The organism is Clostridium sp. DSM 8431 (assembly GCF_900116755.1).
Taxonomy (GTDB): domain Bacteria; phylum Bacillota; class Clostridia; order Clostridiales; family Clostridiaceae; genus Clostridium.
The window spans coordinates 1-23,313 of record NZ_FPBY01000020.1 but is presented as its reverse complement, the minus strand read 5'-3'; the positions used below and the strand labels follow the sequence as shown (position 1 = coordinate 23,313).

Sequence of the window (23,313 nt, the reverse complement as noted above, 5' to 3'; positions counted from 1 at the left end):
CAAGGAAATTTAATGTAATATTTCAATTTTGCTTTTTATATCTACTATATTCCACATAGTTTTTCCTGGAGAAAGAAATATTTCATTTCCTTTTATATCAGTTAATTTTGTTTTACTATCTTTAGAACTTCTACTCCATTTTGCCTCTATCATTTTTCCTTTAGAAAATACAAAGCCATCACCGTCACCTATTAGAGGAATATTTAGATGAGAATTATCACTACATAGGGATATAGGAGTTTTCTGTATGATTATATTAGAGAAGCAAAGCTGACTATTATTTAAAGAATCTATAGCAGGCTTTGAATTCATGGTTTTATAGTAAAGATTATCTTTATATTCATAGCTTGTATTATAAGATTTGTTTACAATTAAATTTATTTTGTTAGCTGAGTTTAAGTCATTAGAATTAAAATAATTTTCATCATAAGAATATTCTTTAGATTTAATAATATTTATAGAGTTATCAGCAATATATTTTTTTATATTATCTGATGAAGTATAAAGATTATGAGGAGCAGCTTTAGATGAATCTCTCCAAAAATAAGAGCCCTTATCAATTTCATTAATACTAATTAAAGATGAGTCGTTACTAATAGTGTTAAGGGCCTCTAAAGAACCTCCACAGTGAGCAAAAGGAAGGTTAAATTCTTTTATTATATCTAGAAAATATGGTCTTACACTTCTAACAGGTCCAATGGAAGAAGGATAGCTAGAAGAAAATAGAGCTAAAAATCTAGGAATTCCACCTTCAGCACTTGTTTCATATAAGATGTCTGCATATGAAAGTCCACTTTGAGGTCTTGCTCTTTCAGAATTTTCCACTATTACCATAAATGCAGAATTATTATTTTCTTCTTTAGAACATTCTAAACCAGTATAGAAATTATAATATTTTTGTTCTGTATTACATTCTTTTGTGTAGTTATCTATTGAGTTTTTTGCTTTTGTACATCCAAAGCAATATATAAATATACATGATATAGATATAGCTGTTAACAACTTTCTCATGACAATATTTCCTCCTATAATAGAATAAATACATATTAATAATTATAAACAAAAAGTAAAAATTTTACACTAATTAATGTATTATAAATGTGTTATATCTAAAAATCTTTAAAAAATAGAGAAATGAAGAATAAAGGAGTAATAATAATGGATATAGAACATTAATCAATTTTTTGCAGATATTGATATATGAAGATTAATGAAGTATAATTAATTTTGTGATGAACAAATATACTATATATTGTGTATCTAAAATATAAAGGCAACAATATGCAGTACAATGGGAGTGAGACCAGTGCTATATGTTATAAAGAGGGACGGAAGAACAGACGAGTTCAACGAAGAAAAAATAGCAGGTGCAATTATGGGTGCAGCTAATGAAATCGCTGTCAATATAGAGCCTGAAAAAGTTTCAGAAATAGTTGAAAGAGCAGTAGAATGTATTAAGTTAAAAGAGAAGAATAGAGTCACAGTTGAAGAAATTCAAAATTGTGTTGAAAAAGCGTTAAAGGAAAGTGAATGTTTTCAAATAGCAGTGGCATATTCGTATTATAGAGAAGAAAGAACCAATGTCAGACAGCTAAAGTCAGACTTAATGAAAGCTATCGAAAAGATAGGTGTTCAAACAGATAGAGATAATGCGAATGTAGGTAATAATTTTAGTTCTAAGCTACTAAGAATAGCTTCAGAATCAAATAAGTGGCATAACTTAGCTTCTATGCCTAAGAATTTAGCTAAAGCTCATGAAACAGGAGATTTATACTATCATGATTTAGATAGCTATAACCTAACAACAAATTGTCTTCATATACCAACTAGAAAAATGCTTGAAGCAGGATTTAATACTGGGTATGGAACAATAAATAGACCTAAGAGAATAGAAACAGCAGCAGAATTATCATGTATACTTCTACAATCTACTCAAAACGATATGTTTGGGGGACAATCTCATCCAAATTTTGATAATGATATGTCCTTATTCATAGAACCTACAAGACAGGAAATTATAAAACAGTATAAAGAATTAGGAATTTCTGAAGAGAGAATGGATGAATTAGTTAATAAAAGATTAATAGAAAGAATTCATCAAGCAATGCAAGGCGTTGTATATAATTTAAATACAATGCATTCAAGAGCTGGTTCGCAGGTTCCTTTTAGTTCTGTCAATATAGGGTTACCTGATTCAGAAGATGCAGCATTAGTATGTAAAATTTTCTTAGAAGAATATAATAAAGGATTAGGAAAAGGTGAACAACCTATATTTCCTAACATAATATTCAGAGTAAAAGAAGGCGTAAATAGAGAAAAAGATGATCCATATTATTATTTATATGAATTAGCATGTAAAGTAGCAGCAAAAAGAATGAATCCTACTTTCATGAATATAGACGCAGATTTTAATAAAGAATATTACGATAAAGGTTATGTTCCAGCAACTATGGGATGTAGAACTTACCTTATGTCAAACATAAATGGAGAGCCAGGATGTGAAGGAAGAGGCAATATTGCTCCTGTCACAATTAATTTACCAAGGATAGCTATTCAAGCTAAACATGATGTAGATAAATTCTTTGATATTTTTTCACAAAGAATTGAAATGGCTAAAGATTCATTATTACATAGATATAGTGTATTAAAGAACTTAAAGGTTAAAGATTTACCATTCGTAGCTGGTCAAGGGCTAATGAAAGGATCTGAAAAGTTAAGTGATGAAGATTCAATAGAACCAATTTTAAAACAAGGAACTTGGGGAATTGGATTTATAGGACTTGCAGAAGCATTAACAGCATTGATTGGAAAACATCATGGTGAAGATGAAGAAGCAAGAGCATTAGGATATAAAATTATCTCTTTCTTAAGAGAAAATACAGATAGATTAACAAAGGAAACTAAGCTTAATTGGAGCACATATGCAACTCCAGCAGAAGGTTTATCAGGAAAGTTCATTAAGATGGATAAGAGCCTATTTGGAATTATACCTGGAGTTACAGATAAAGATTACTATACTAATAGTTATCATGTTCCAGTTAAATATCCAATATCAATAAAGAGTAAAATTGATATTGAAGCACCTTTCCACAAGATGTGTAATGGAGGCCATATAAGTTATATTGAAGTAGATGATACTCCATCTGGTGAAACAATAATGGATATTATAAATTATGCATATAAATACACTAATATAAGTTATATGGGTGTTAACTTCCATATAAGATACTGTAAAAATTGTGGAGAGAGTCTTCATAGTAATGAACAAAAGTGCCCTAAGTGTGAAAGTGAGGATATTCAAGGAATATCAAGAGTCACAGGATATTTAAGTCTTGATGAAAGATTTGGTCCAGGAAAAGTTCAGGAAAGAGGAGATAGAGTAACTCATACTGAAACTCATAAGCATGTATATAAATAGAAATATATTATAAATTTAAAGTATTAAAAAGGAGTTATTGCATTAACGTTATAAAATATAGCATTAGCAATAAGCTCCTTTTTTATTTAAACAAATATTATTTGTTTTTATTATCTATATATAAATATGCGGCTGTAGTTATTATTGTTGTAGTAGTACATATAATTGAAGTGAATAACAACAATAATAAAGAGCTCATAAAATAACAAGTCCAAGAACTCAAAGTGCAAATAGAACATAGTATAATGCTTATTTTAAGAGCTTGTTTGTTTTTTACATTTATATTAGACATTTATAAATCCCTCCAATTAAATAAAATACTAAATATTATTAGCTATAGTAGCAATTCCACCAATAGTAGTTGTAATACCAGCCGAAACAGCACTATATCCAGCAACTTTAGTTAGACCAGTAGATTCTGGAGTACCTAAAAGTGCTACTCCGCCAACAGTAGCTGCAACACCACCAACTGCTCCCCAAAATGTACCGGCATTTATTTCTTCAAGAGAAAGTTCGTTTATTTCTAAAAAAGAATTATTAATATAAAGTTCCATAAAAAGCCTCCCCAAATATAAATTTATTTACAAGCGTAGTCTAAACATGCAGAACCAGCAGCAACAGCACCAGATCCGGAAGCAATACCAGCATAAATTCCAATAGCTGGAGTACCAATAACACTAGCACCTATTCCAGTAGCGGTTCCAATAATTGGAGCGGCTCCAATTATTACCATTTCAAGGAAAGCTGCACCAGCTTGTTTCCACCCTCCACCATTGATAGAGTTTAAATCTTGTTCATTTAATACTGAAAAATTTAAATTATTTTGCATAGTTAATATTCCTCCTTTGTGTTTTTGTAAAAGTATCTATATTTTAGATAAAATAATTTTTTTGTAAAAATATAGGCTTTTTTATAGAAAAATATTAACATGATTAGATATAAAAGTAAATATATAATTAAATACAAAAAAACTACAAAATGAGATAAAAAAGAAAAGTAGAATATAATATAAATTAACAAGTATAACTAAGTTAAATTAATTATTTATGCATATAAATATATTTAATATAATATTTTATAAAAAGTTAAGAAATAATTTGTAGTAATGAATATAAATGTTTTAAGGGGCAATTAAGTTGTAAGAAACCTAGATATATTAAATATTTATCTTATTACAACAATCTATAAAATATGAATGAAATAAATAAAAACTTGCAAAAAAAGATGAAAAATATTCTTTTTAATATAAACAATATATGTTTTTTGAAAGATTAAGGATAATTTCTTGCAAAAGAATGGGAAATATATTTGAAATTGTGTTGTTATTTAATTATCGATATGATAGAATTAAATTGCAAGGTAAAAAATTCAATATTTCTATATATAAGGAAACATTGGGGGAGAAAAGTTTCTTTATAAATATAGATAAAAAAGAATAAATATACGGGGGCGATTATTTTGGCAGTAAGCAGACAGGATGGTAAGAAAATTTATATTGTAGACACAACCCTTAGAGATGGAGAGCAAACAGCTGGGGTTGTTTTTGCTAATGAAGAAAAAGTTGCAATAGCAACAATGTTAAGTGATTTAGGGGTAGATCAGCTTGAAGTTGGTATTCCAACAATGGGCGGAGACGAAAAGAAAGCAATTAAAGAAATTGTAAAGAAAAATCTAAAACCAAGTATAATGGCTTGGAATAGACCAGTAATATCAGATATTCAAGAATCAATTGATTGTGGAGTAGACGCAGTTGCAATCTCAATATCAGTATCAGATATCCATATCAAAAATAAGCTTAGAAAATCAAGAGAATGGGTATTAGAAAAAATGGTTGAAGGTGTAGAATTCGCCAAGAAAAATGGACTTTATGTTTCTGTAAATGGTGAAGATGCATCAAGAGCTGATGATGATTTCTTAGTTCAATTCATCAATACAGCTAAACAAGCAGGTGCTGATAGATTTAGATATTGTGATACTGTTGGTGTTATGGAGCCATTTGGTATTGAAAAGAAAATTGAAAACTTATATAAGAAAACAAATTTTGATATAGAAATGCATACACATAATGATTTTGGTATGGCTACAGCTAATGCCGTTGCAGGTGTTAGAGGTGGAGCTAACTATGTTGGGTTAACTGTTAATGGACTTGGAGAAAGAGCTGGTAATGCAGCACTTGAAGAAGTATTAATGGCATTTAAATATGTATATGGTTATGATGTTGATGTTGATACAACTAAGTTCAGAGAAATATCAGAATATGTATCTAGAGCATCAGGAAGAGATCTTCCAATATGGAAAGCTATAGTAGGTACAAACATGTTTGCACATGAATCAGGAATTCATGCAGATGGGGCAATTAAAAATCCTAAGAACTATGAAGCTTTTGATCCACATTCAGTTGGATTAGAAAGACAAATAGTTATAGGTAAACATTCAGGAAAAGCAGCAATAGTTAATAAGTTTAAAGAATATAACATTGAATTAGCAGATGAAGAAGCATCAGCAATTCTTGAAAGTGTTAGAGCACTATCAGTAAGGTTAAAAAGAAGCTTATTCGATAAAGAATTAGTTACTTTATATAAAGATTATAAAAAGAGCAATAAATAATTAGGGGGACAAAAATGGGAGATAATTTAGTTTATAAGATTCTTAAAAGCCATTTAGTTGAAGGTGAATTAAAGGTTGGTGAACCAATATCTTTAAAGATAGATAGAACTTTAACTCAAGATTCTACTGGTACTATGGCATATCTTCAGCTTGAAGCAATGGGGATAGACAGAGTAAAAACAAAAAGATCTGTAGCATTTGTAGACCATAATATGTTACAACAAGGTTTTGAAAATGCAGATGACCACAAATTCATACAAACAGTAGCATCTAAATATGGTGTTTACTTTTCTAAACCAGGTAATGGTATCTGCCATCAAATATTCTTAGAAAGATTTTCAGTTCCAGGAGATACTTTAATAGGTTCTGATAGCCATACTCCAACTGCAGGTGGAGTTGGTATGCTTGCAATGGGAGCTGGTGGATTAGATGTTGCACTTGCAATGGGCGGTGGAGCATATAATATTAACACTCCAAAGGTTGTTAAGATTGAATTAAAAGGTAAACTAAACAAGATGGTATCTGCTAAAGATGTTATTCTTGAAGTTTTAAGAAAGCTAACTGTTAAAGGTGGAGTTGGTATAGTATTTGAATATGCTGGAGAAGGAGTTAAAACACTTTCAGTTCCAGAAAGAGGTACTATAACTAACATGGGAGCTGAACTTGGAGCAACTACTTCAATATTCCCAAGTGATGAAAGAACATTAGAATTCTTTAAAGCACAAGGAAGAGAAGAAGACTGGAAAGAATTTAAGCCAGATGAAGATGCAAAATATGATGATGTAGTTACTGTAGATTTAAGTGCATTAGAACCACTTACAGCTAAACCACATATGCCAGATAATGTTGTAAAGGTAAAAGAAGCTGGTAAGATTAAAGTTGATCAAGTATTTATAGGAAGCTGTACAAACTCTTCATACGAAGATTTAATGAAGGTTGCTAAGATATTAAAGGGTAATAAGGTTGATCCAAATGTAAGCTTAGTTATAGGACCAGGTTCAAGACAAGTTATGGAAATGATAGCTAGAAACGGAGCTTTAGCTGATATAATCAGTTCAGGAGCAAGAATTCTAGAAAACTCATGTGGACCATGTATAGGTATGGGTCAAGCACCTGGAACTAACGGAATTTCACTTAGAACTGTAAACAGAAACTTCTATGGTAGAAGTGGAACATTATCAGGACAAATTTATATAGTAAGTCCAGAAACAGCAGCCGTTTCTGCAATTAAGGGATATCTTACAGATCCAAGAGAAATGGATGTTGATATATCAGTTGAAATGCCTGAAAAGTTTATTATAGATGATTCTATGATTTTACCTCCAGCACCAACTAATGCAGAAGTAGAAGTTGTAAGAGGTCCAAACATAAAACCATTCCCAGTAAATAAACCACTAGGTGAAGAAGTAGAAGGAAAGGTTATTATTAAGGTTGAAGATAATATAACAACTGACCATATTATGCCTTCAAACTCTAAGTTATTACCTTTTAGGTCTAACATTCCTTATCTTGCAGGATTCTGTTTTAATACAATAGATCCAGAGTTCCCTAAGAGAGCTCAAGATAATAATGGTGGAGTTATTGTTGCTGGTGAAAACTATGGACAAGGGTCATCAAGAGAACATGCTGCACTTGCTCCATTATACTTAGGAGTAAAAGCTGTTGTTGCTAAGTCTTTTGCTAGAATTCACAAAGCAAACTTAATTAACAATGGAATAATCCCAGTAGAATTCAAAGATCCATCAGTATACGATAAGATAGATATGCTTGATGAATTAAAGATAGAAAATGTTCAAGATGCTTTAGATAAGGGAGTTGTAGTGATTAAAAATGTTACTAAGAACTTTACATTTGAAACTGAAGCTGAATTAGGTGAAAAAGAAATTGCTGTTATTAAAGCTGGTGGAAGATTAAACTACGTAAAACATAATAACTAAGAATAAATTATTAATAAGGCTGTTTTAAAGGGAATTCTTTAAAGCAGCCTTTGTCATGATTTTGGATGGATTTTGTATATAAAATTAACATATATTGAAAGTGAAAATAAAAAGAAGTATAATACGGGTATATTTACAAAAAATATAATAGGGGGTATATAATGGTTAGGATTTACAAGTGTCCAAATTGCGGTGGCAATATGTTATTTGATCCACAAAAGAAATTGTTATGCTGTGAAAGCTGTGGTTCAACAAAGAATCCCAATGAATTTAATGAATCAGAAGTAAAAGAAGAGGATAATGGAACTGAAGAAGGCGGAGTAGTCAATTATAAATGTCCTAGCTGTGGAGCAGAATTAGTTACTGATGAGTATACATCTGCTACTATTTGTGCTTACTGTGGGTCTCCCAACATAATTGAAGATAGACTTAGCAGCACCTTTGAACCAGATAGAATAATACCTTTTAAATATGATCGTAATTATACTATTGAAGCAATTAGAAAATGGTGTAATGATGGAATATTCTCACCAGCAGATTTATTAAGGAAGAGTAATTTAGATAAGGTTACAGGAATTTATGTACCTTTCTGGTTATATGACATTTATACTAATACAGATATGTCTGCAGAAGGAACAAGAGTTAGGGTTTATAGACGTGGAGATACAGAATATACAGAAACCTCTAGATTTGATGTATATAGAAATGTAGATGCTGAATTTGATAAGATTCCAGCAGATGCATCAAAAAAGATGGAAGATAGATTTATGGACTTAATGGAACCTTTTAATTATGGTGAATTAACAGATTTTGATATGTCTTATATGTCTGGGTATATGGCTGAAAAATATAATTATAGTTCTAAAGAACTATCAGGAAGAGCAATAGGCAGAGTTGATAAATATGCAACAGAATTAGCAAAAGAGACAATCTCAGGCTATGATTCAGTATCAGTACTACGTTCAAATGTTAATAGTGACATAAGAAATGAAGAATATGTTTTACTTCCAGTTTGGATATATAAGTATAGATATAACAATCAAGATTATACATTTATGATGAATGGTCAAACAGGCAAGATAATAGGAAAACCTCCTATTAGCAAAGCTAGGGTATTTGGAGTATATCTATCATCCATGATAGCTGTATTTTTAATATTAAAGCTTATAGTACTTTTTATAGGAGGTACATTCTAATGCAAAAATATAAAAAAGTAATGCTAGTAGTTTATATAGTCATTGCCATTTTATTAGTTGTAGGGTTAAAAACTCGCTATGAAAGAAGGATAAGGACTGATATAGACATTAAATCTGAAAGTAGAATTTTTGATGATGCAAATTTACTTACTCTTGATGAAGAAGTAAAACTTGATAAGAGTTTGAAGGATATTATTAAGTCAGAGAAGATTGATGTTGCTATAGTCACAACTAATAATACCAATGGAAAATCGTCTCAAGAATATGCAGAGAATTTCTATACTGAACATGGTTTTGGATATGAAAAGAAAAAAGGTGCAGGAGTACTATTGTTAATTGATATGGATACTTCTAAAACTGGTAAACGAAAAATTTGGATGTCAACCTGTGGTTATAGTAAAAAATATATTACTGATAAGATAGCAACAAAAATATGCAATAATATTAAAGATCAGTGTAGTAATGGGCAATACTATGATGCTAGTTCAAAATTCCTAAGCGAAACAGAATCATATATGAATAAGTTAAATTCGTTCCCAGCAGTTATGGAGAATACAGTAATAGTATTTCTTATGGCAGCAGTAAGTACAGGAATATTTATCTTTATTAAAGTAAAGACTTTTGGAATGAAGGTAACAGCTGGTGCTTCAACTTATGTAGATAGAAATTCAGTAAGAATTAATTCAGAAAGAGATATTTTCTTAGGAAAAACAGTTACAACTAGAGTAATTGAGCGAGATAATGGAGGTTCTGATTCTGGCGGCAGTAGTGGCGGAGGAGGCTCTGATTTCGGCGGCGGAGGAGCAGACTTTTAATTAAATACATTAGATTAAAAGAGAGGAGATTTTTTAAATTTCCTCTTTAATTAAAAATAAATGGGGGCTTAAAAAATGAAAACAGAAGAAATAATATCATTAGATTTAAATTCTCTTTGTGTGTATAAGAGAATATTTAAAGAAGAAATTGGGGATAAATTTAGTATCCTTGTGGATAAAATAATTACTAAAGCTGATTTATCAGAATGTCTTAATGCATATAGTGAGTTTGTGTATGGATTATTCACAGAAAATAATAATTTATCTTTTAAAGAAAGCATTGTGGATAATATGCTTTTAGGAAATAATCCTTTCAATGTTACATTAGAAGAGAAAGGGGATATACCTAAATTTATAGTAAGTGGATTTTCTAATGAAGTAAGAGCTTTAGGAAATATAACTTCTATAACAAGTAAGGACATAAAAGATATATTAATAAATAAATATGGAGAATATGAAGAAAATCAAGTAAGAATAAAATCTCTAATGGATTGGGGATTAAATAAAGAAAGGTACATAGCTAAGAATAGTACTGATTTTGAAAAAATAAAAGAAGAGCTTATAAATAGTGAAGCTTGGGAAGATAAAGCTAAAGACATAATTGATTTTCATAAGAAAAATGGTACTGGAAGATCGACTGCCTATAGTGCCTTTGTATGGGAACGCTTTGAAAATGAGAATGAAGGACATTTAAGAGAAGTAGCAGAACCAGATCCTATTAGACTTTCTGATTTAGTTGGTTATGAAGATCAAAAGAAAGACATAATAAATAATACGGAACATTTCTTAAAAGGAATGCCAGCTAACAACTTATTATTATATGGATCAAGAGGAACAGGTAAATCTTCAACTGTTAAGGCTATTTTAAATGAATATTATGAACAAGGTTTAAGACTTATTGAAGTTGATAAAGACCAATTAAGTGACTTTACAAGAATCATAAGATTACTAAAACATAAGAAGCAAAAGTTCATTATATTTGTAGATGACCTTGTTTTTGCAGAAAATGAAGCTAGTTATTCAGCTTTAAAGACAATTCTTGAAGGAAGAGTTGAAAATAGACCTGATAATATTTTAATATACGCAACAACTAATAGAAGACATTTAGTTCAAGAAAAATATGATGATTCAAATGATTTATATGCTAAAGATACTAAGGAAGAACAACTTTCATTAGCTGATAGATTTGGTATAACAATAAGCTTCTTTGCTCCAAGCCAAAAGGAATTCTTAAATATTGTTGATGGAATTGCTAAGGCAAGAAACTTAAATGTGGATGAAGAATACTTACATTTTGAAGCATTGAAGTGGGAAAAGTGGCATAATGGAAGATCTCCAAGATCAGCAAGACAGTTTATTGACTGGCTTCAAGGAGAACTTGAAAAGTAAGGGATTAAGAGCTGCAAATAGCTATATTTTGCAGCTTATATTTTTATAGAAAAGTACCAGTTAAATGGTATAATTAACATATAAGTAAAAACTAGAAGGTGAAATGCATGTCAAAAATGATAAGACTATCAGGAATTGCATATGAAAGTTTGGTTAATGGTCCAGGAATTAGAAGAGTATTCTTTTCTCAAGGATGCAGGCATAATTGTGAGGGATGTTTTAATCAAGATACTCATGATTTTGATGGTGGAGAAGAAAAGGATATGGATGAACTTATTTCTGATGTTTTAAGCAATCCATTTTTAAAAGGAGTTACATTCAGTGGAGGAGACCCATTTGAAAGAGCAGAAGAATTTGCTTATATGGCAGAAGCTTTTAAGAAACATAATTTAAATGTGTGGAGTTATACTGGATATACTTATGAATACATAATTGAAAATATTGATAAAAGACCTGGATGGAGAAAGCTTATGGAAAACTTAGATGTATTAGTAGATGGTAAGTTTGAAATGGACAAAATGGTTGATGGGTTAAAGTTTAGGGGATCATCAAATCAAAGAATAATTGATGTGAAGAAAAGCTTGGAAGAAGGTAATGTAAATTTATTTCAGGTTTAAAAAGGAAGGGTTTAGGTATGAATAAAAAGCGTTCAGTATGGTTATTGGTTTCAGCATTAGTGTCAACAATTTATGTATTATATTTATTTGTTTATTATGGCAATTTAGTTACTTCAACGGATGGGGTTCTTCATGAAACAGCAGTTACTTTAGCTATATTTATAGTGCCTCATTTAATTCTTACTGCAATTGGAGCTGTATTTAACTGGTTTGCCTTTGCAACAAATATGAGGGCATTAGCCTTAAGTTGTGGGATTATATATATAATTGGATTCTTAGCTGGAATATTATATCTTCCAATTAATTTAATAGTAGTTCCATCTATAATATTAAGCTTTGTTGGTTTTGTAAAATTGAAAAAAATAAATGATTTAAATACTCCTAAGAGTAAAGAAGAGGAATTTTAGATAATTTATAGACCTTTATTGGATATCTAAGAATAATAACTTCCTGTGATAAGTTGTATTGTCACAGGAAGTTATTATTTTATAAAGTAGACTATTATATAATTCTTATTGATTCTTTTTGTGTATTTCTTTGATTATTAAATATGTACAAAGAAATATTGCAGGTATGAAAGTTATCTCTGCTACAAAAAAATATGTTCCAATAACATCGCTTCTACACCAGTTATTCTCCAATAAGAGAAATAAAGCTATGAAGAACAAGAAGTAAATAGAAAGCTTTTTTTGGATATTTTTCATGTTAACCTCCCATAATTTAATATTTTATAGTCAAAAATTATACTATTTTAGTAAATTATTATCATAGTATCATAAAAATATTTCAATTTAAAGAAAAATATATAATTATATAATTGTGGTGTACATATTTTGAATTATCCTTATTTTAGGGGGAGTAAAGGTGAAATATAAATTTTTAAAGATTACAGGAGATATAGGATTTTATAGAGATGTCTATTTAGAAAATGAAGAAACAGGTAAGATTGAATGTTGTTTTGATGATTCAATACTTTCTAGTACTAATAATTTTGAATTTATGAAAATAGAAGAAAGTTATGAATGTAAGATTGCGCTTTTTGGTACTTTAGCAGAAAAAGCAGTAGTTTCTATGCCAGAGTATATAGTTGAATGTACTGTTATTGATAGAAGATGCAGTATTGGTAGATTAAACTTTATGAAGGTAGAAGTTGAAGGAAGTACTTATTATATCCAATTAGTTGACTTAGGCGAAGACTTTAATAATACTAAGTTCAAATTTCAGTGTACTAGAAAAGATTTAATTCAAGTTGATGATGTTATCCATCATCGAATACTATAACTAAGATGGAAAAGAGATTATATCAAAGTAAAATTTGACATAATCTCTTTTGTAATATATTAGAAATCAGATTGTCCTGTAGTTCTTGGGAATGGTAATACGTCTCTTATGTTACCCATACCAGTGATGTACATGATTAATCTTTCAAATCCTAGACCAAATCCAGCATGTTTAGTTTCTCCATACTTTCTAAGTTCTAAGTACCACCAGTAATCTTCTTCCTTAAGACCTAATTCAGCCATTCTAGCCTTTAATACATCAAGTCTTTCTTCTCTTTGGCTTCCTCCGATGATTTCTCCGATTCCTGGAACTAAACAGTCACAAGCAGCAACAGTCTTTCCATCATCGTTCATTCTCATGTAGAATGCCTTTATATCTTTTGGATAGTCAGTAACGAATACTGGTTTCTTGAAGTGTTCTTCAGTTAAATATCTTTCATGTTCAGTTTGAAGATCTATACCCCATTCAACTGGATATTCGAATTTTCTTCCACAGTTCTTTAATATTTCAACTGCTTCAGTATAAGTTACCTTACCAAAGTCTGAAGAAATAACGTGGTTTAATCTATCTATTAATCCCTTATCGATAAACTTGTTGAAGAATTCCATTTCTTCTGGACATTCATCCATAACGTACTTAATAACATACTTAAGCATGTTTTCAGCAAGTTCCATGTCATCAGCTAAATCAGCGAAAGCTATTTCTGGTTCAATCATCCAGAATTCAGCTGCATGTCTTGTTGTATTTGAGTTTTCAGCTCTAAAAGTAGGTCCAAATGTATAAACATTTCTAAATGCTAAAGCAAAAGTTTCAGCGTTTAATTGACCTGATACTGTAAGGTTAGTTTCTTTACCAAAGAAGTCTTGTTTGTAATCAACTTTTCCATCTTCTGTCTTTGGTACATTGTTTAGGTCTAGAGTAGTTACTTGGAACATTTCTCCTGCACCTTCACAGTCAGAACCAGTTAGGATTGGAGTATGAGTATATACGAATCCTTGATCTTGGAAGAACTTATGTATAGCATAAGCTGCTACTGAACGTACTCTAAATACTGCTGAGAATGCATTACTTCTTGGTCTTAAGTGAGCTATAGTTCTTAAGTACTCAAAAGTATGTCTCTTCTTTTGTAGAGGATAGTCTGAATCTGACATTCCTTCGATTATAACTTCTTTTGCTTGAATTTCAAAAGGTTGTTTAGCTTCTGGAGTTTCAACTAATGTACCTACAACTGTGATTGATGAGCTTATAGGTAATTTTGATATTTCTTTAAAGTTTTCAAGTTTGTTATCAAAAACTACTTGGATGTTTTTGAAGAAAGAACCATCGTTAACTTCTATGAAACCAAAAGCATTAGATGCTCTTAAAGTTCTAATCCAACCTGATATTGTTACATCTTTTGAAAGATATTCATTTGTGTTTCTGTAAATTGACTTTACTAATACAGATTTATTCATTTTTGCCTCCCATAATACAATAAATTTTTTTCTAAAATAAAAAAATCTTCAATCCTAAAATTAGGACGAAGATAAATATCGCGGTACCACCTAAATTGCTAAAAAATTAGCCTCTCAGACAGACATATAAATGCCTTACAGCTATAACGGGCTGAAACCGTCTAATCCTACTAATTAAAAATTTTCAGTTAGAAACTCAGAGATGTTCTTCGGAAATAAGCTTCGTATAAGGCTTCCACCGTCCCTTAATCGCTAAAACTACATCTTAAACCTACTCTTCTCTTCATGGTAATATCTTAATTACATTAATACTGATTTTACAATACTTTACTAACAAATGCAACTATTCTGACATACACTATTATGAATTAAAAAAAATGGAGGCTAAATATGTATAAGGAGCGAATACTTAATAAGAAAATAGGAGAACTTAATTTATTAAAAACAAGGCTAGTATCAAGAAGTGATGATGAGGAAGTTATTAAAGAAAAAATAAGAGAATCATTAGATGATATAGAACTTATATTAAAAGATTTTGAGTACATTAAAGAGGATGAGGTTAGTAAAGAAGAGGATACAGATATTGATATTGAAATGTTTGTTAAACGTGGAGGGTATAGATGTGACTCTCAGTTTACCATTAATGATTTAGAAAAATATAATGATAAAGATGAAGAGCTTCTTTATATTTCAGTTGATGGAACTGTTTATGATGTAAGTGAAAGCAGGTTCTGGAAAGAAAGCGTTGGAGGAAAAGAGGCAAATGAAAGAATTTTTTCAACAGCTTCATTAGGAAACCCTGAATCATTGGCAGAAGGAAAAGTAGTAGGTACATTAGTAGAATAGATAAAGAGAGCCTGACCATAATTTACGGTCAGACTCTCTTTTTTATAATTCTTTTCCTTCTTCAAAACTATGAATAAGTGAAGATGGGAAATTAGCAAGTTGCATTTCTTTTAATAAACCACTTAATTCATAAGATACGTGTTTGATTTGAGCTTTAACACTTCCGTTTTTATCAATATCTAAAATACAGTAAGTTGCATTTGGTGTTCCTATTTTAGGCTTTCCAACACTTCCATCATTTATAAATAACTTAGTGCCAAATTGCTTTACTGAAGGAATATGAGTATGAGCACATACTAAAATATCTTCTTCTAAGTTTTTCATGATTTCTGCTGTATTATCAGCGCCTTCTAAAAGATATTCATTTATGGCATTAGGACTACCATGAACAAATTTAATCTTCTTTCCGTTAAATTCTAAAGTCATAGATGTTGGAAGGTTATCAAGATAGTGTTTATTCATAGCTCTAACTTCATTAACAGCCCATGGAAGAGAAAAAGAGTTTGTAGCATTGTCTCTTATATATGTGAACCCTCCATCTACTACTGAAGCATCATAATTTCCTTTTAAACATAGTATGTTTTTTCTTTTTATTGTTGCTATTACTTCATTTGGGTGTGGACCATATCCAACTAAATCTCCTAAACAGATAGTTAAATCTGCTCTTTCATCATCTATATCTTCTAAAACTTTTCTTAAAGCATAAAGGTTACCGTGAATATCTGATATAATTGCTAACTTCATTTTTATGCCGCCTCCATAATATTTAATTAAGGTAATTATATCACAAAGAAGATAGATATTTATTTTTATATGCGTTAATATAAGAATAAAGTAATAAGTTAAGGAGGACTACTATGAAAACAGAAAGAGTAGCTAGAGTATTACAAGAAATGGATGCAAGGGGATTAAAGCAAATATTAATATCTGCACCACCATCTATTTTTTATTTAACAGGAAAATGGTTTAGTCCTGGAGAAAGAATGATTACTTTACTTATAAAGAGTAATGGAGAACACAAATTAATAGTAAATAAACTATTCACAGTAGAAGAAGAATTAGGCGTAGACCTAGTATGGTATGGAGATGCAGAAGATCCAACAGAGGTATTATCAAAATTAATTGATAAAAATGAAGTTTTAGGTATAGATAAAACTTGGCCTTCGCACTTTTTAATTTCCCTTATGGAAAGACATGCAGCTTCAGGTTTTGTTAATTCTTCACCTATTATAGATAGAATAAGAATGATAAAAGATGAAGAAGAACGTGAACTTATGAGAATTTCTTCTAAGAAGAATGATAATGTAATGAAGAACTTCTGGAAAGAACTTAAAGAAGGTTTAACAGAAAAAGATTGCGTTGATATATTAAAGAGACTTTATGAAGCAGAAGGAGTAATGGAATTCTCATTTGATCCAATCGTTGCTTTTAGTCCAAACGGAGCTGATCCTCACCATGAAACAGATAATTCAGTTCTTAAAAAAGGTCAAAGCATTGTAATTGATATTGGAGGAATATATAAATCATACTGCTCAGATATGACAAGAACAGTATTCTTTGGAGAAGAACCAAGTGAAGAGCATAAAAAGATTTATGAAATAGTAAAAGAAGCAAATCGTAGAGGTATAGCTGCAGTTAAAGAAGGAGTAAAATTCTCAGAAATAGATGCTGCTGCTAGAGATTATATAGAATCTATGGGATATGGAGAATATTTCACACATAGAACTGGACACAGTATAGGAATCGAAACTCATGATTTTGGTGATGTTGGGCAAGTTAATCATGATGAAGTAAAAGAAGGAATGATTTTTTCAATAGAACCTGGAATCTATTTAAAAGATGATATTGGAGTTAGAATTGAAGATCTTGTAATGGTTAAAAAAGATGGAGCTGAAATTTTAAACTCTGTAACAAAAGAAATTATAGTAATAAAGTAATCTAAAATGCAAGTAGTAGGTTTACTACTTTCTTGTTATGTTTTAAAAAATATTTTTTATTATAATTTGAGTATATTTTATTAGTGTTATAAAAAAGGGAGGTATCTGAATGATTTAAAGATTATTCAGATACCTCTCCTTAAAAAGAAAGGATTAAATATTATTCTTTACTATGTTTTTGTATCCTATATAAGTTATAAAAAAGTATCCTATATAGACGATAAAAAATGAAGCTACTGTAAACCAGATTGAAAAACTAACATCAGCTTGATTAAATTTGCGTATATAGTCATTAGAGACTATAATTCCTATACAAGAGTGAACTAATGCTAATATTAGTGGTAAAGAAAAATATATTAATATTTGAGTGAAAATTGTTTTATTTATCATCTTATTACTTGCACCAATCTTTTTTAAAGACTTATATCTTTCAATGCTATCACTAGCTTCTGACAATTGCTGAAGAGCTAATATAGCCATACTAGCTATTAAAAAGATTATACCCAAGTATATTCCTATAAATAGTATTGTAGTAGCAGCTCCTTTAGATTTAGAATAAATATTATCTTTCAAATAAGCACCTATCTTATTTGAATTAAATTCTTTATATTGGCCATGTATATAGTCATTATTTATTTTGGAGTACTTTTCATTTTTTTCTTCTCTATTATTGTCTAAATATTTAACGTTAAGAACTGATTCGTAAATATCATGGCTAGGTATAAAGTCATCATTTATAATAATTGTACAATTTAAATTTATAACTGGATAGGTTTCAAGATTTGTTTCTAAAGCTTTTTTATTGTTAACTAAATATTCTTTATTTTGTATGCTAATTTTATTGCTATCATTTAAATATTGGTTAATCGATTTGGCTAAATCGATACGATTAGAAAAAATAATAACTTCGTTGTCATTTAAAACTATATTATTTTTACCTTGTAACTCTAACATCTTATTATAGTCAGACAGTTTTATAAAATCAACAAAATACTTATCTGCTGATTCATTTTTATTTGGATTAAATAAATCTGAAATTTTTATTTTTGAAGTATATTTATAATAACTTGCATATAATTCATTTTCATCTTTTTTGAAATCAATCTTATTAAGAAAATCTTTTATATCATAATTGGTATCATTTGTTCTTAATACTATACTAGCATCAAATGGAGTTAATTTTTCTAATTGATTTTCAAAGCTATTTTTAAAGCTTATTCCTAATGATAATACTACCAGTGTAATAAATAGCATTATACAAATTAAAGACATAGATAAAAAATTGGTTCTAACTTTATTATTTAATTGATTTAATATGAATATGTTTAGGTCTTTAAAATATATTTTTTTACTTTTCCTTACTAAGTACAATATAAATCCAGACAAACTAAAGAAAAATAATAAAGTACAAAATATTGCGCAAATAATTGAAATTTTAAATGTGAAATTTTCTGGATCAAATCCTATAGTTAGAATATTTTTATAAGAAAAAGCAAGTAAAATTAAAGATAAAATGAATATTCCTAAAAACATATAATGATTTTTTATTTTTAAGTTTTCATTTTTTTTACCAGCAGTTAATAAATCTATTACTTTGTATTTAGAAATTAAAAATATATTTAATAATATTACACTTAAAAACATTATTCCAAAATATAATATAGTCTTTTTTATTGAAGTTATTGAAATTGTAAACTTATACTCCTCCATAGAAATACCAAATAGTTTTAATGTGAAATTAGATAAAATTTGAGACGATCCAATTCCGGCTAAAACACCTATTACCAAAGAAATTGTTCCTACTATGAATGTTTCAAACATTAGAATTCTGGATATTTTTTTTGATGACATACCTAAGATAGTATATATTCCAATTTCTTTTTTACGTTTTTTTATAAGAAAATTATTTGCATATATTATTAGAAAACTTAATATTATTGCAACTAATACTGATATATAAGACATAAAATCTATTAATTTTGATACATATTCAGCATCTGAAGAACTGAGTTCTATAAGTGCTTTTTGAGAATCTATGGAATTGAAACTATAAAATATACATACTGATAATATTAATGTGAAAAAATATATATTATAGTCTTTAAAGCTTTTTTTGATATTTTTTAAAGCTATTTTACAGTACATTATTATCATCTCCTCCTAAAGTAGACACGACATTTATAATTTTATTAAAGAATTCTTTTCGGCTATCATTATTTCTTAATAATTCTTTAAATATCTTACCATCTTTTATAAATAATATACGGTGAGCATAACTTGCAGTAAAAGAATCGTGAGTAACCATGAGTATAGTTGTATTTAATTTCTTATTTAAATCTTCAAATCTTTCAAGTAGTAATCTAGCTGCTTTTGAATCTAAAGCTCCAGTAGGTTCATCTGCTAAAACTAAAGATGGATTAGTTATTATTGCTCTTGCAGAAGCTACTCTTTGTTTTTGGCCGCCTGACATTTGATAAGGGTACTTTTGTAATATCTGCGAAATATCTAAATATTGTGAGATATCTTTGATTTTTTTATCTATTTCAGACTTGTTTTCTCCTTTTATTGTTAATGCTAGAGCAATATTTTCATAAGCTGTAAGTGTATCTAACAAGTTAAAATCTTGAAATACAAAACCTAGTTCGTTTTGTCTGAATTTATCTATTTCTTTTGCTTTTAATTTTGTAATATCTTTATCTTTTATTTTGATACTTCCATTGGTGACACTATCAATTGTTGATATACAATTAAGTAATGTTGTTTTTCCACTTCCAGAAGGGCCCATTATACCAACAAATTCTCCTTCTTTTACTTTAAAGCTTAAATCGTCTATTGCTTTTGTTTGGTTGTACTTATTTCCATAGTATTTTGTTATTTGCTGTACATTTAGTATATCTTTCATTATGCATTTCTCCTTTTCGAAATAATTTGTTAAATATATTTAAAAATTCCAATAAAAGCAAAAATAAATAAACTCAAAAATTGAGTATTTTTGTATGTTTTTTCTTTTATTGGAAATAATAAATGTATTATGTTAAAATTATATTGTATTGGAATTATATATTATTTTTGTATTTTTTTCAAGTTTGAGGACTAAAAGTAAAAAAATAAAAAAATTTACATAAAAAGTATTTGCTTTTATGTAAATTAATAGTAATATAATCACATGAGGTGCATAAAATTCATGAAAATGTAAAAAAAGAAAAGGAAAATCAAAAATGAAAAAGCAAGATATAATGTTACTAAAAAAATATTAAATTTATTCAAACCATATAAAGTTGAAATTGTTTTTGTGATTTTATGTATAATTATTTCCTCTGTGTTAAGTATTTTAACTCCTATTATAGACCAAAAATTAATAGATGATGGTTTGCTTTTGAAGGATATGAAAATAGTCATTAAATATTCAATTTTAGATTTGATAATATTGGCAATTATTCAATTATTAGATATAGTGGAAACAAAAAAACGTTCTTGCATAAAAAACCTAATATCATTTAATTTGGAAAAACAGGCATTTGTACATACTTTAAAATTAAAAATGAATTTTTTTAAGGATACAAATTATGCAGAAATAATAAGTAATTTGAGAACTGATATTAGAAATATATCAGAAGTGTTTAATGAACAAACATTTTATACTTTAACGAGTATTTTAAGAATTTTTGTTGGATTTGTAGGATTATTTTCTATTGATTTTAGATTGGGTTTGTTAGTAATTATTATAACTCCTATAAGATATTTCACAGTAAAGTATCTTGCCCAAAAAAGACGTATTTCTATAAAGAATTATATGAGAAGTTATAAAAATTTTTCAAAATGGTATGGGGATACAATTGGTGGAATTAAAGAAATTAAACTTTGGGGATTATATGAATTAAAAATAGATCAATTTAGTGAAAGACAAAAAAATATAATAAGAGAGAATATTAGAACTGATTATTTAGAAAAGTTAAATACAACATCAAGTAAAGCATTTAATCCAATAATTAATCTTTCAGTATATATTTTAGGTGGATATATGATTGTTGGAGATATTCTTACAGTTGGAAAACTATTTGCATTTATTACATATATTCAATATGTAACTCAACCGATATTTGCACTTATGAATATTAGCTATAGATTTGCTGGTATATTACCATCAGCTAAAAGATATTATGATTTTATATCTATAGAAACAGAAGAATGCATTGATGTAGAGTCTTCAATGAAAAAAAATTCAAGTTCTATTTTGGGAAATATTGAATTTAAAAATGTTAGTTTCTCATATGAAGATAAAGATGGAAATATGACTTTAAATAATATAAGTTTCAAGATAAATTCTGGAGAAAAAGTGGCCATAATTGGAAATAATGGCTCAGGAAAAACAACTATTATTAATTTATTACTACGTTTCCTGAAACCTATATATGGAAAAATATTATTTGATGGAGTAGATGTTAATAATATTGATTTGGAATGCTATAGAAATTTTTTCGCTGTAGTAAGCCAAGATGTATATTTATTTAATACAACAATAAAACAAAATATTGTTCTAAATTCCAATAAAACAGATATAGATGTGAAGTTAGCTATAAAAAATAGTGGAGCAGCTAAGTTTATTGGAGAACTTTCAGATAAACATCAAACGATTGTTGGTGATCGTGGTAGTAAGTTATCTGGTGGACAACGTCAAAAGATAGCTATGGCTAGAGCCTTTTTAAAAGATTCTAAGATACTACTATTAGATGAAGCTACAGCTAAGTCAACAATGTAACTTTAGATGTGAATACTGTCCTTATTCTGGTGGATACATAAATAGAAGTCATTCAAATAAAAGAATGGATCTTTCTACAGCACTTAAAGGGATAGATTTTTTTATAAGTCATTCAAAAAATTCAAAATTACTAGCCATAGGTTTTTATGGTGGAGAACCTCTTATTGAGTTTGACTTAATTAAAAAATGTATTAAATATGCTGAAGAAAAATCTGAAGGAAAAGATGTACGTTTTATTATAACAACCAATGGCTCTCTATTGAGTAAGGATGTTGTAGAGTTTTTGTCTAAACATAATGTAGATTTAACAATTAGTCTTGATGGTCCTGAGGAGATACATGATATTCATAGAAAACTTGCATTGAATAATAAGGGCAGTTTTAATAAAGTAATTAATAATGTTGCTAATATAGAAAAAAATTATCCTGATTTCTTTGAAAAAATTCAATTTAATGCAGTTATTGATCCTCAGAATGATTTTTGTTCTATAGATGATTTTTTTGCTAATAATGAATTAGTGAAAGATGTTTCATTAACAGCTTCAATTGTTTCTAAAAATTATAGTAAATCAGAAATAAGTATCTCTAAAGATTATTATCGTAAAACTGAATATGAATTATTTAAAATTTATTACTACGCTTTGATAAGAAGAAAAAGCACATCAAAATGCTCAAAAATTATGCTTAAATCATATACTAAAGCATTAAGCTTTGCTAGAAACTTAGTTCCTCAAGAGAAGCTATCTGAAAAAATGCATCATTCAGGTCCTTGCATTCCTGGGGTTAGAAAATTATTTATAGACACAGATGGATTTTTCTATCCATGTGAAAAAGTTAGTGAAACTTCTAATCTTATGAAAATGGGACACATTGATACAGGATTTAATGTAAGTAAAGTTAGAAAAATTTTAAATATTGGACAAGTAAATGATACTGCTTGTAAAAACTGTTGGAATATAAAACTTTGGTACTATGTCAAGAAAAAGTACAAATTAAATTCGGATAAATTATATTATTACATTTTTCATAGTTAACATGCATTTTTTATATTTTCTGAG

General features: G+C 28.7%; 20 protein-coding genes and 1 other annotated feature. Of the genes, 13 read left to right on the top strand and 7 right to left on the bottom strand.

Annotated features, from left to right (window positions below; translation table 11 throughout):
* Positions 1 to 9 precede the first annotated feature (9 nt).
* On the bottom strand, positions 10 to 1,011 hold the full coding sequence (locus BM384_RS03470) for a DUF3048 domain-containing protein (protein ID WP_090011112.1): 1,002 nt from the start codon (positions 1,009 to 1,011) through the stop codon (positions 10 to 12).
* A gap of 295 nt (positions 1,012 to 1,306) precedes the next feature.
* Here BM384_RS03470 and nrdD point away from each other — a divergent pair, with 295 nt between their 5' ends.
* Positions 1,307 to 3,418, top strand: coding sequence for an anaerobic ribonucleoside-triphosphate reductase (gene nrdD, locus BM384_RS03465; protein WP_090011110.1), 2,112 nt, complete (start codon positions 1,307 to 1,309; stop codon positions 3,416 to 3,418).
* Positions 3,419 to 3,738: 320 nt separating this feature from the next.
* Here the strand turns inward: nrdD and BM384_RS03460 are convergent, their stop codons facing one another.
* A complete protein-coding gene (locus BM384_RS03460; protein ID WP_090011108.1) occupies positions 3,739 to 3,972 on the bottom strand; it encodes a hypothetical protein in 234 nt (77 codons plus the stop codon).
* A 23-nt stretch (positions 3,973 to 3,995) separates the two neighbouring features.
* Positions 3,996 to 4,151 carry a hypothetical protein gene (locus tag BM384_RS17895; RefSeq protein WP_207650694.1) on the bottom strand — a complete coding sequence of 52 codons (156 nt, stop codon included), beginning with the start codon at positions 4,149 to 4,151 and terminating at the stop codon, positions 3,996 to 3,998.
* A gap of 725 nt (positions 4,152 to 4,876) precedes the next feature.
* Between BM384_RS17895 and nifV the strand changes: the two genes are divergently transcribed.
* From nifV to BM384_RS03410, 8 genes are all read left to right on the top strand, one after another.
* Positions 4,877 to 6,025 carry a homocitrate synthase gene (gene nifV / locus BM384_RS03450; RefSeq protein WP_090011103.1) on the top strand — a complete coding sequence of 383 codons (1,149 nt, stop codon included), beginning with the start codon at positions 4,877 to 4,879 and terminating at the stop codon, positions 6,023 to 6,025.
* A gap of 14 nt (positions 6,026 to 6,039) precedes the next feature.
* A complete protein-coding gene (locus BM384_RS03445; RefSeq protein ID WP_090011101.1) occupies positions 6,040 to 7,962 on the top strand; it encodes an aconitate hydratase in 1,923 nt (640 codons plus the stop codon).
* Between the two features lie 161 nt (positions 7,963 to 8,123).
* Complete coding sequence (locus tag BM384_RS03440) at positions 8,124 to 9,158, top strand: TFIIB-type zinc ribbon-containing protein (protein ID WP_090011098.1); 1,035 nt, start codon at positions 8,124 to 8,126, stop codon at positions 9,156 to 9,158.
* Complete coding sequence (locus BM384_RS03435) at positions 9,158 to 9,973, top strand: TPM domain-containing protein (protein ID WP_090011096.1); 816 nt, start codon at positions 9,158 to 9,160, stop codon at positions 9,971 to 9,973. The genes BM384_RS03440 and BM384_RS03435 overlap by 1 nt, the downstream gene beginning before the upstream one ends.
* 75 nt (positions 9,974 to 10,048) lie before the next feature.
* Positions 10,049 to 11,362, top strand: a complete 1,314-nt coding sequence (locus tag BM384_RS03430) for an ATP-binding protein (RefSeq protein WP_090011094.1) — start codon at positions 10,049 to 10,051, stop codon at positions 11,360 to 11,362.
* Positions 11,363 to 11,469: 107 nt separating this feature from the next.
* A complete protein-coding gene (gene nrdG, locus BM384_RS03425) occupies positions 11,470 to 11,979 on the top strand; it encodes an anaerobic ribonucleoside-triphosphate reductase activating protein (RefSeq protein WP_090011093.1) in 510 nt (169 codons plus the stop codon).
* Between the two features lie 17 nt (positions 11,980 to 11,996).
* Positions 11,997 to 12,386, top strand: a complete 390-nt coding sequence (locus tag BM384_RS03420) for a hypothetical protein (RefSeq protein WP_090011090.1) — start codon at positions 11,997 to 11,999, stop codon at positions 12,384 to 12,386.
* 457 nt (positions 12,387 to 12,843) lie between these two features.
* Positions 12,844 to 13,260 (top strand): hypothetical protein, encoded by a 417-nt coding sequence (locus BM384_RS03410; protein ID WP_090011086.1) that lies wholly within the window; start codon positions 12,844 to 12,846, stop codon positions 13,258 to 13,260.
* Between the two features lie 59 nt (positions 13,261 to 13,319).
* On the opposite strand, the gene asnS is transcribed toward BM384_RS03410, so the two are convergent.
* The gene (gene asnS, locus BM384_RS03405; RefSeq protein ID WP_090011084.1) at positions 13,320 to 14,714 is read right to left on the bottom strand and encodes an asparagine--tRNA ligase; all 1,395 of its coding nucleotides are present in this window, start codon (positions 14,712 to 14,714) and stop codon (positions 13,320 to 13,322) included.
* A 58-nt stretch (positions 14,715 to 14,772) separates the two neighbouring features.
* Positions 14,773 to 15,010: a binding site (T-box leader), on the bottom strand.
* A gap of 94 nt (positions 15,011 to 15,104) precedes the next feature.
* Between asnS and BM384_RS03400 the strand changes: the two genes are divergently transcribed.
* Positions 15,105 to 15,560, top strand: coding sequence for a cytochrome b5-like heme/steroid binding domain-containing protein (locus BM384_RS03400; protein WP_090011082.1), 456 nt, complete (start codon positions 15,105 to 15,107; stop codon positions 15,558 to 15,560).
* A gap of 42 nt (positions 15,561 to 15,602) precedes the next feature.
* On the opposite strand, the gene BM384_RS03395 is transcribed toward BM384_RS03400, so the two are convergent.
* Complete coding sequence (locus tag BM384_RS03395; RefSeq protein WP_090011079.1) at positions 15,603 to 16,304, bottom strand: metallophosphoesterase family protein; 702 nt, start codon at positions 16,302 to 16,304, stop codon at positions 15,603 to 15,605.
* Positions 16,305 to 16,417: 113 nt separating this feature from the next.
* On the opposite strand from BM384_RS03395, the gene BM384_RS03390 reads away from it, so the two are divergent.
* Positions 16,418 to 17,497 carry a M24 family metallopeptidase gene (locus tag BM384_RS03390; protein WP_090011077.1) on the top strand — a complete coding sequence of 360 codons (1,080 nt, stop codon included), beginning with the start codon at positions 16,418 to 16,420 and terminating at the stop codon, positions 17,495 to 17,497.
* A 153-nt stretch (positions 17,498 to 17,650) separates the two neighbouring features.
* Here the strand turns inward: BM384_RS03390 and BM384_RS03385 are convergent, their stop codons facing one another.
* Both BM384_RS03385 and BM384_RS03380 read right to left on the bottom strand, forming a co-directional pair.
* A complete protein-coding gene (locus BM384_RS03385) occupies positions 17,651 to 19,642 on the bottom strand; it encodes an FtsX-like permease family protein (RefSeq protein WP_090011074.1) in 1,992 nt (663 codons plus the stop codon).
* Positions 19,632 to 20,399: an ABC transporter ATP-binding protein gene (locus BM384_RS03380; RefSeq protein ID WP_090011072.1), complete on the bottom strand. Its 768-nt coding sequence runs from the start codon at positions 20,397 to 20,399 to the stop codon at positions 19,632 to 19,634. The genes BM384_RS03385 and BM384_RS03380 overlap by 11 nt, the downstream gene beginning before the upstream one ends.
* A gap of 390 nt (positions 20,400 to 20,789) precedes the next feature.
* Between BM384_RS03380 and BM384_RS03375 the strand changes: the two genes are divergently transcribed.
* Both BM384_RS03375 and BM384_RS03370 read left to right on the top strand, forming a co-directional pair.
* Positions 20,790 to 22,256, top strand: coding sequence for an ABC transporter ATP-binding protein (locus BM384_RS03375; protein WP_090011069.1), 1,467 nt, complete (start codon positions 20,790 to 20,792; stop codon positions 22,254 to 22,256).
* On the top strand, positions 22,228 to 23,289 hold the full coding sequence (locus BM384_RS03370; RefSeq protein ID WP_090011067.1) for a radical SAM protein: 1,062 nt from the start codon (positions 22,228 to 22,230) through the stop codon (positions 23,287 to 23,289). Before BM384_RS03375 ends, BM384_RS03370 begins: the two co-directional genes overlap by 29 nt.
* Positions 23,290 to 23,313 lie beyond the last annotated feature (24 nt).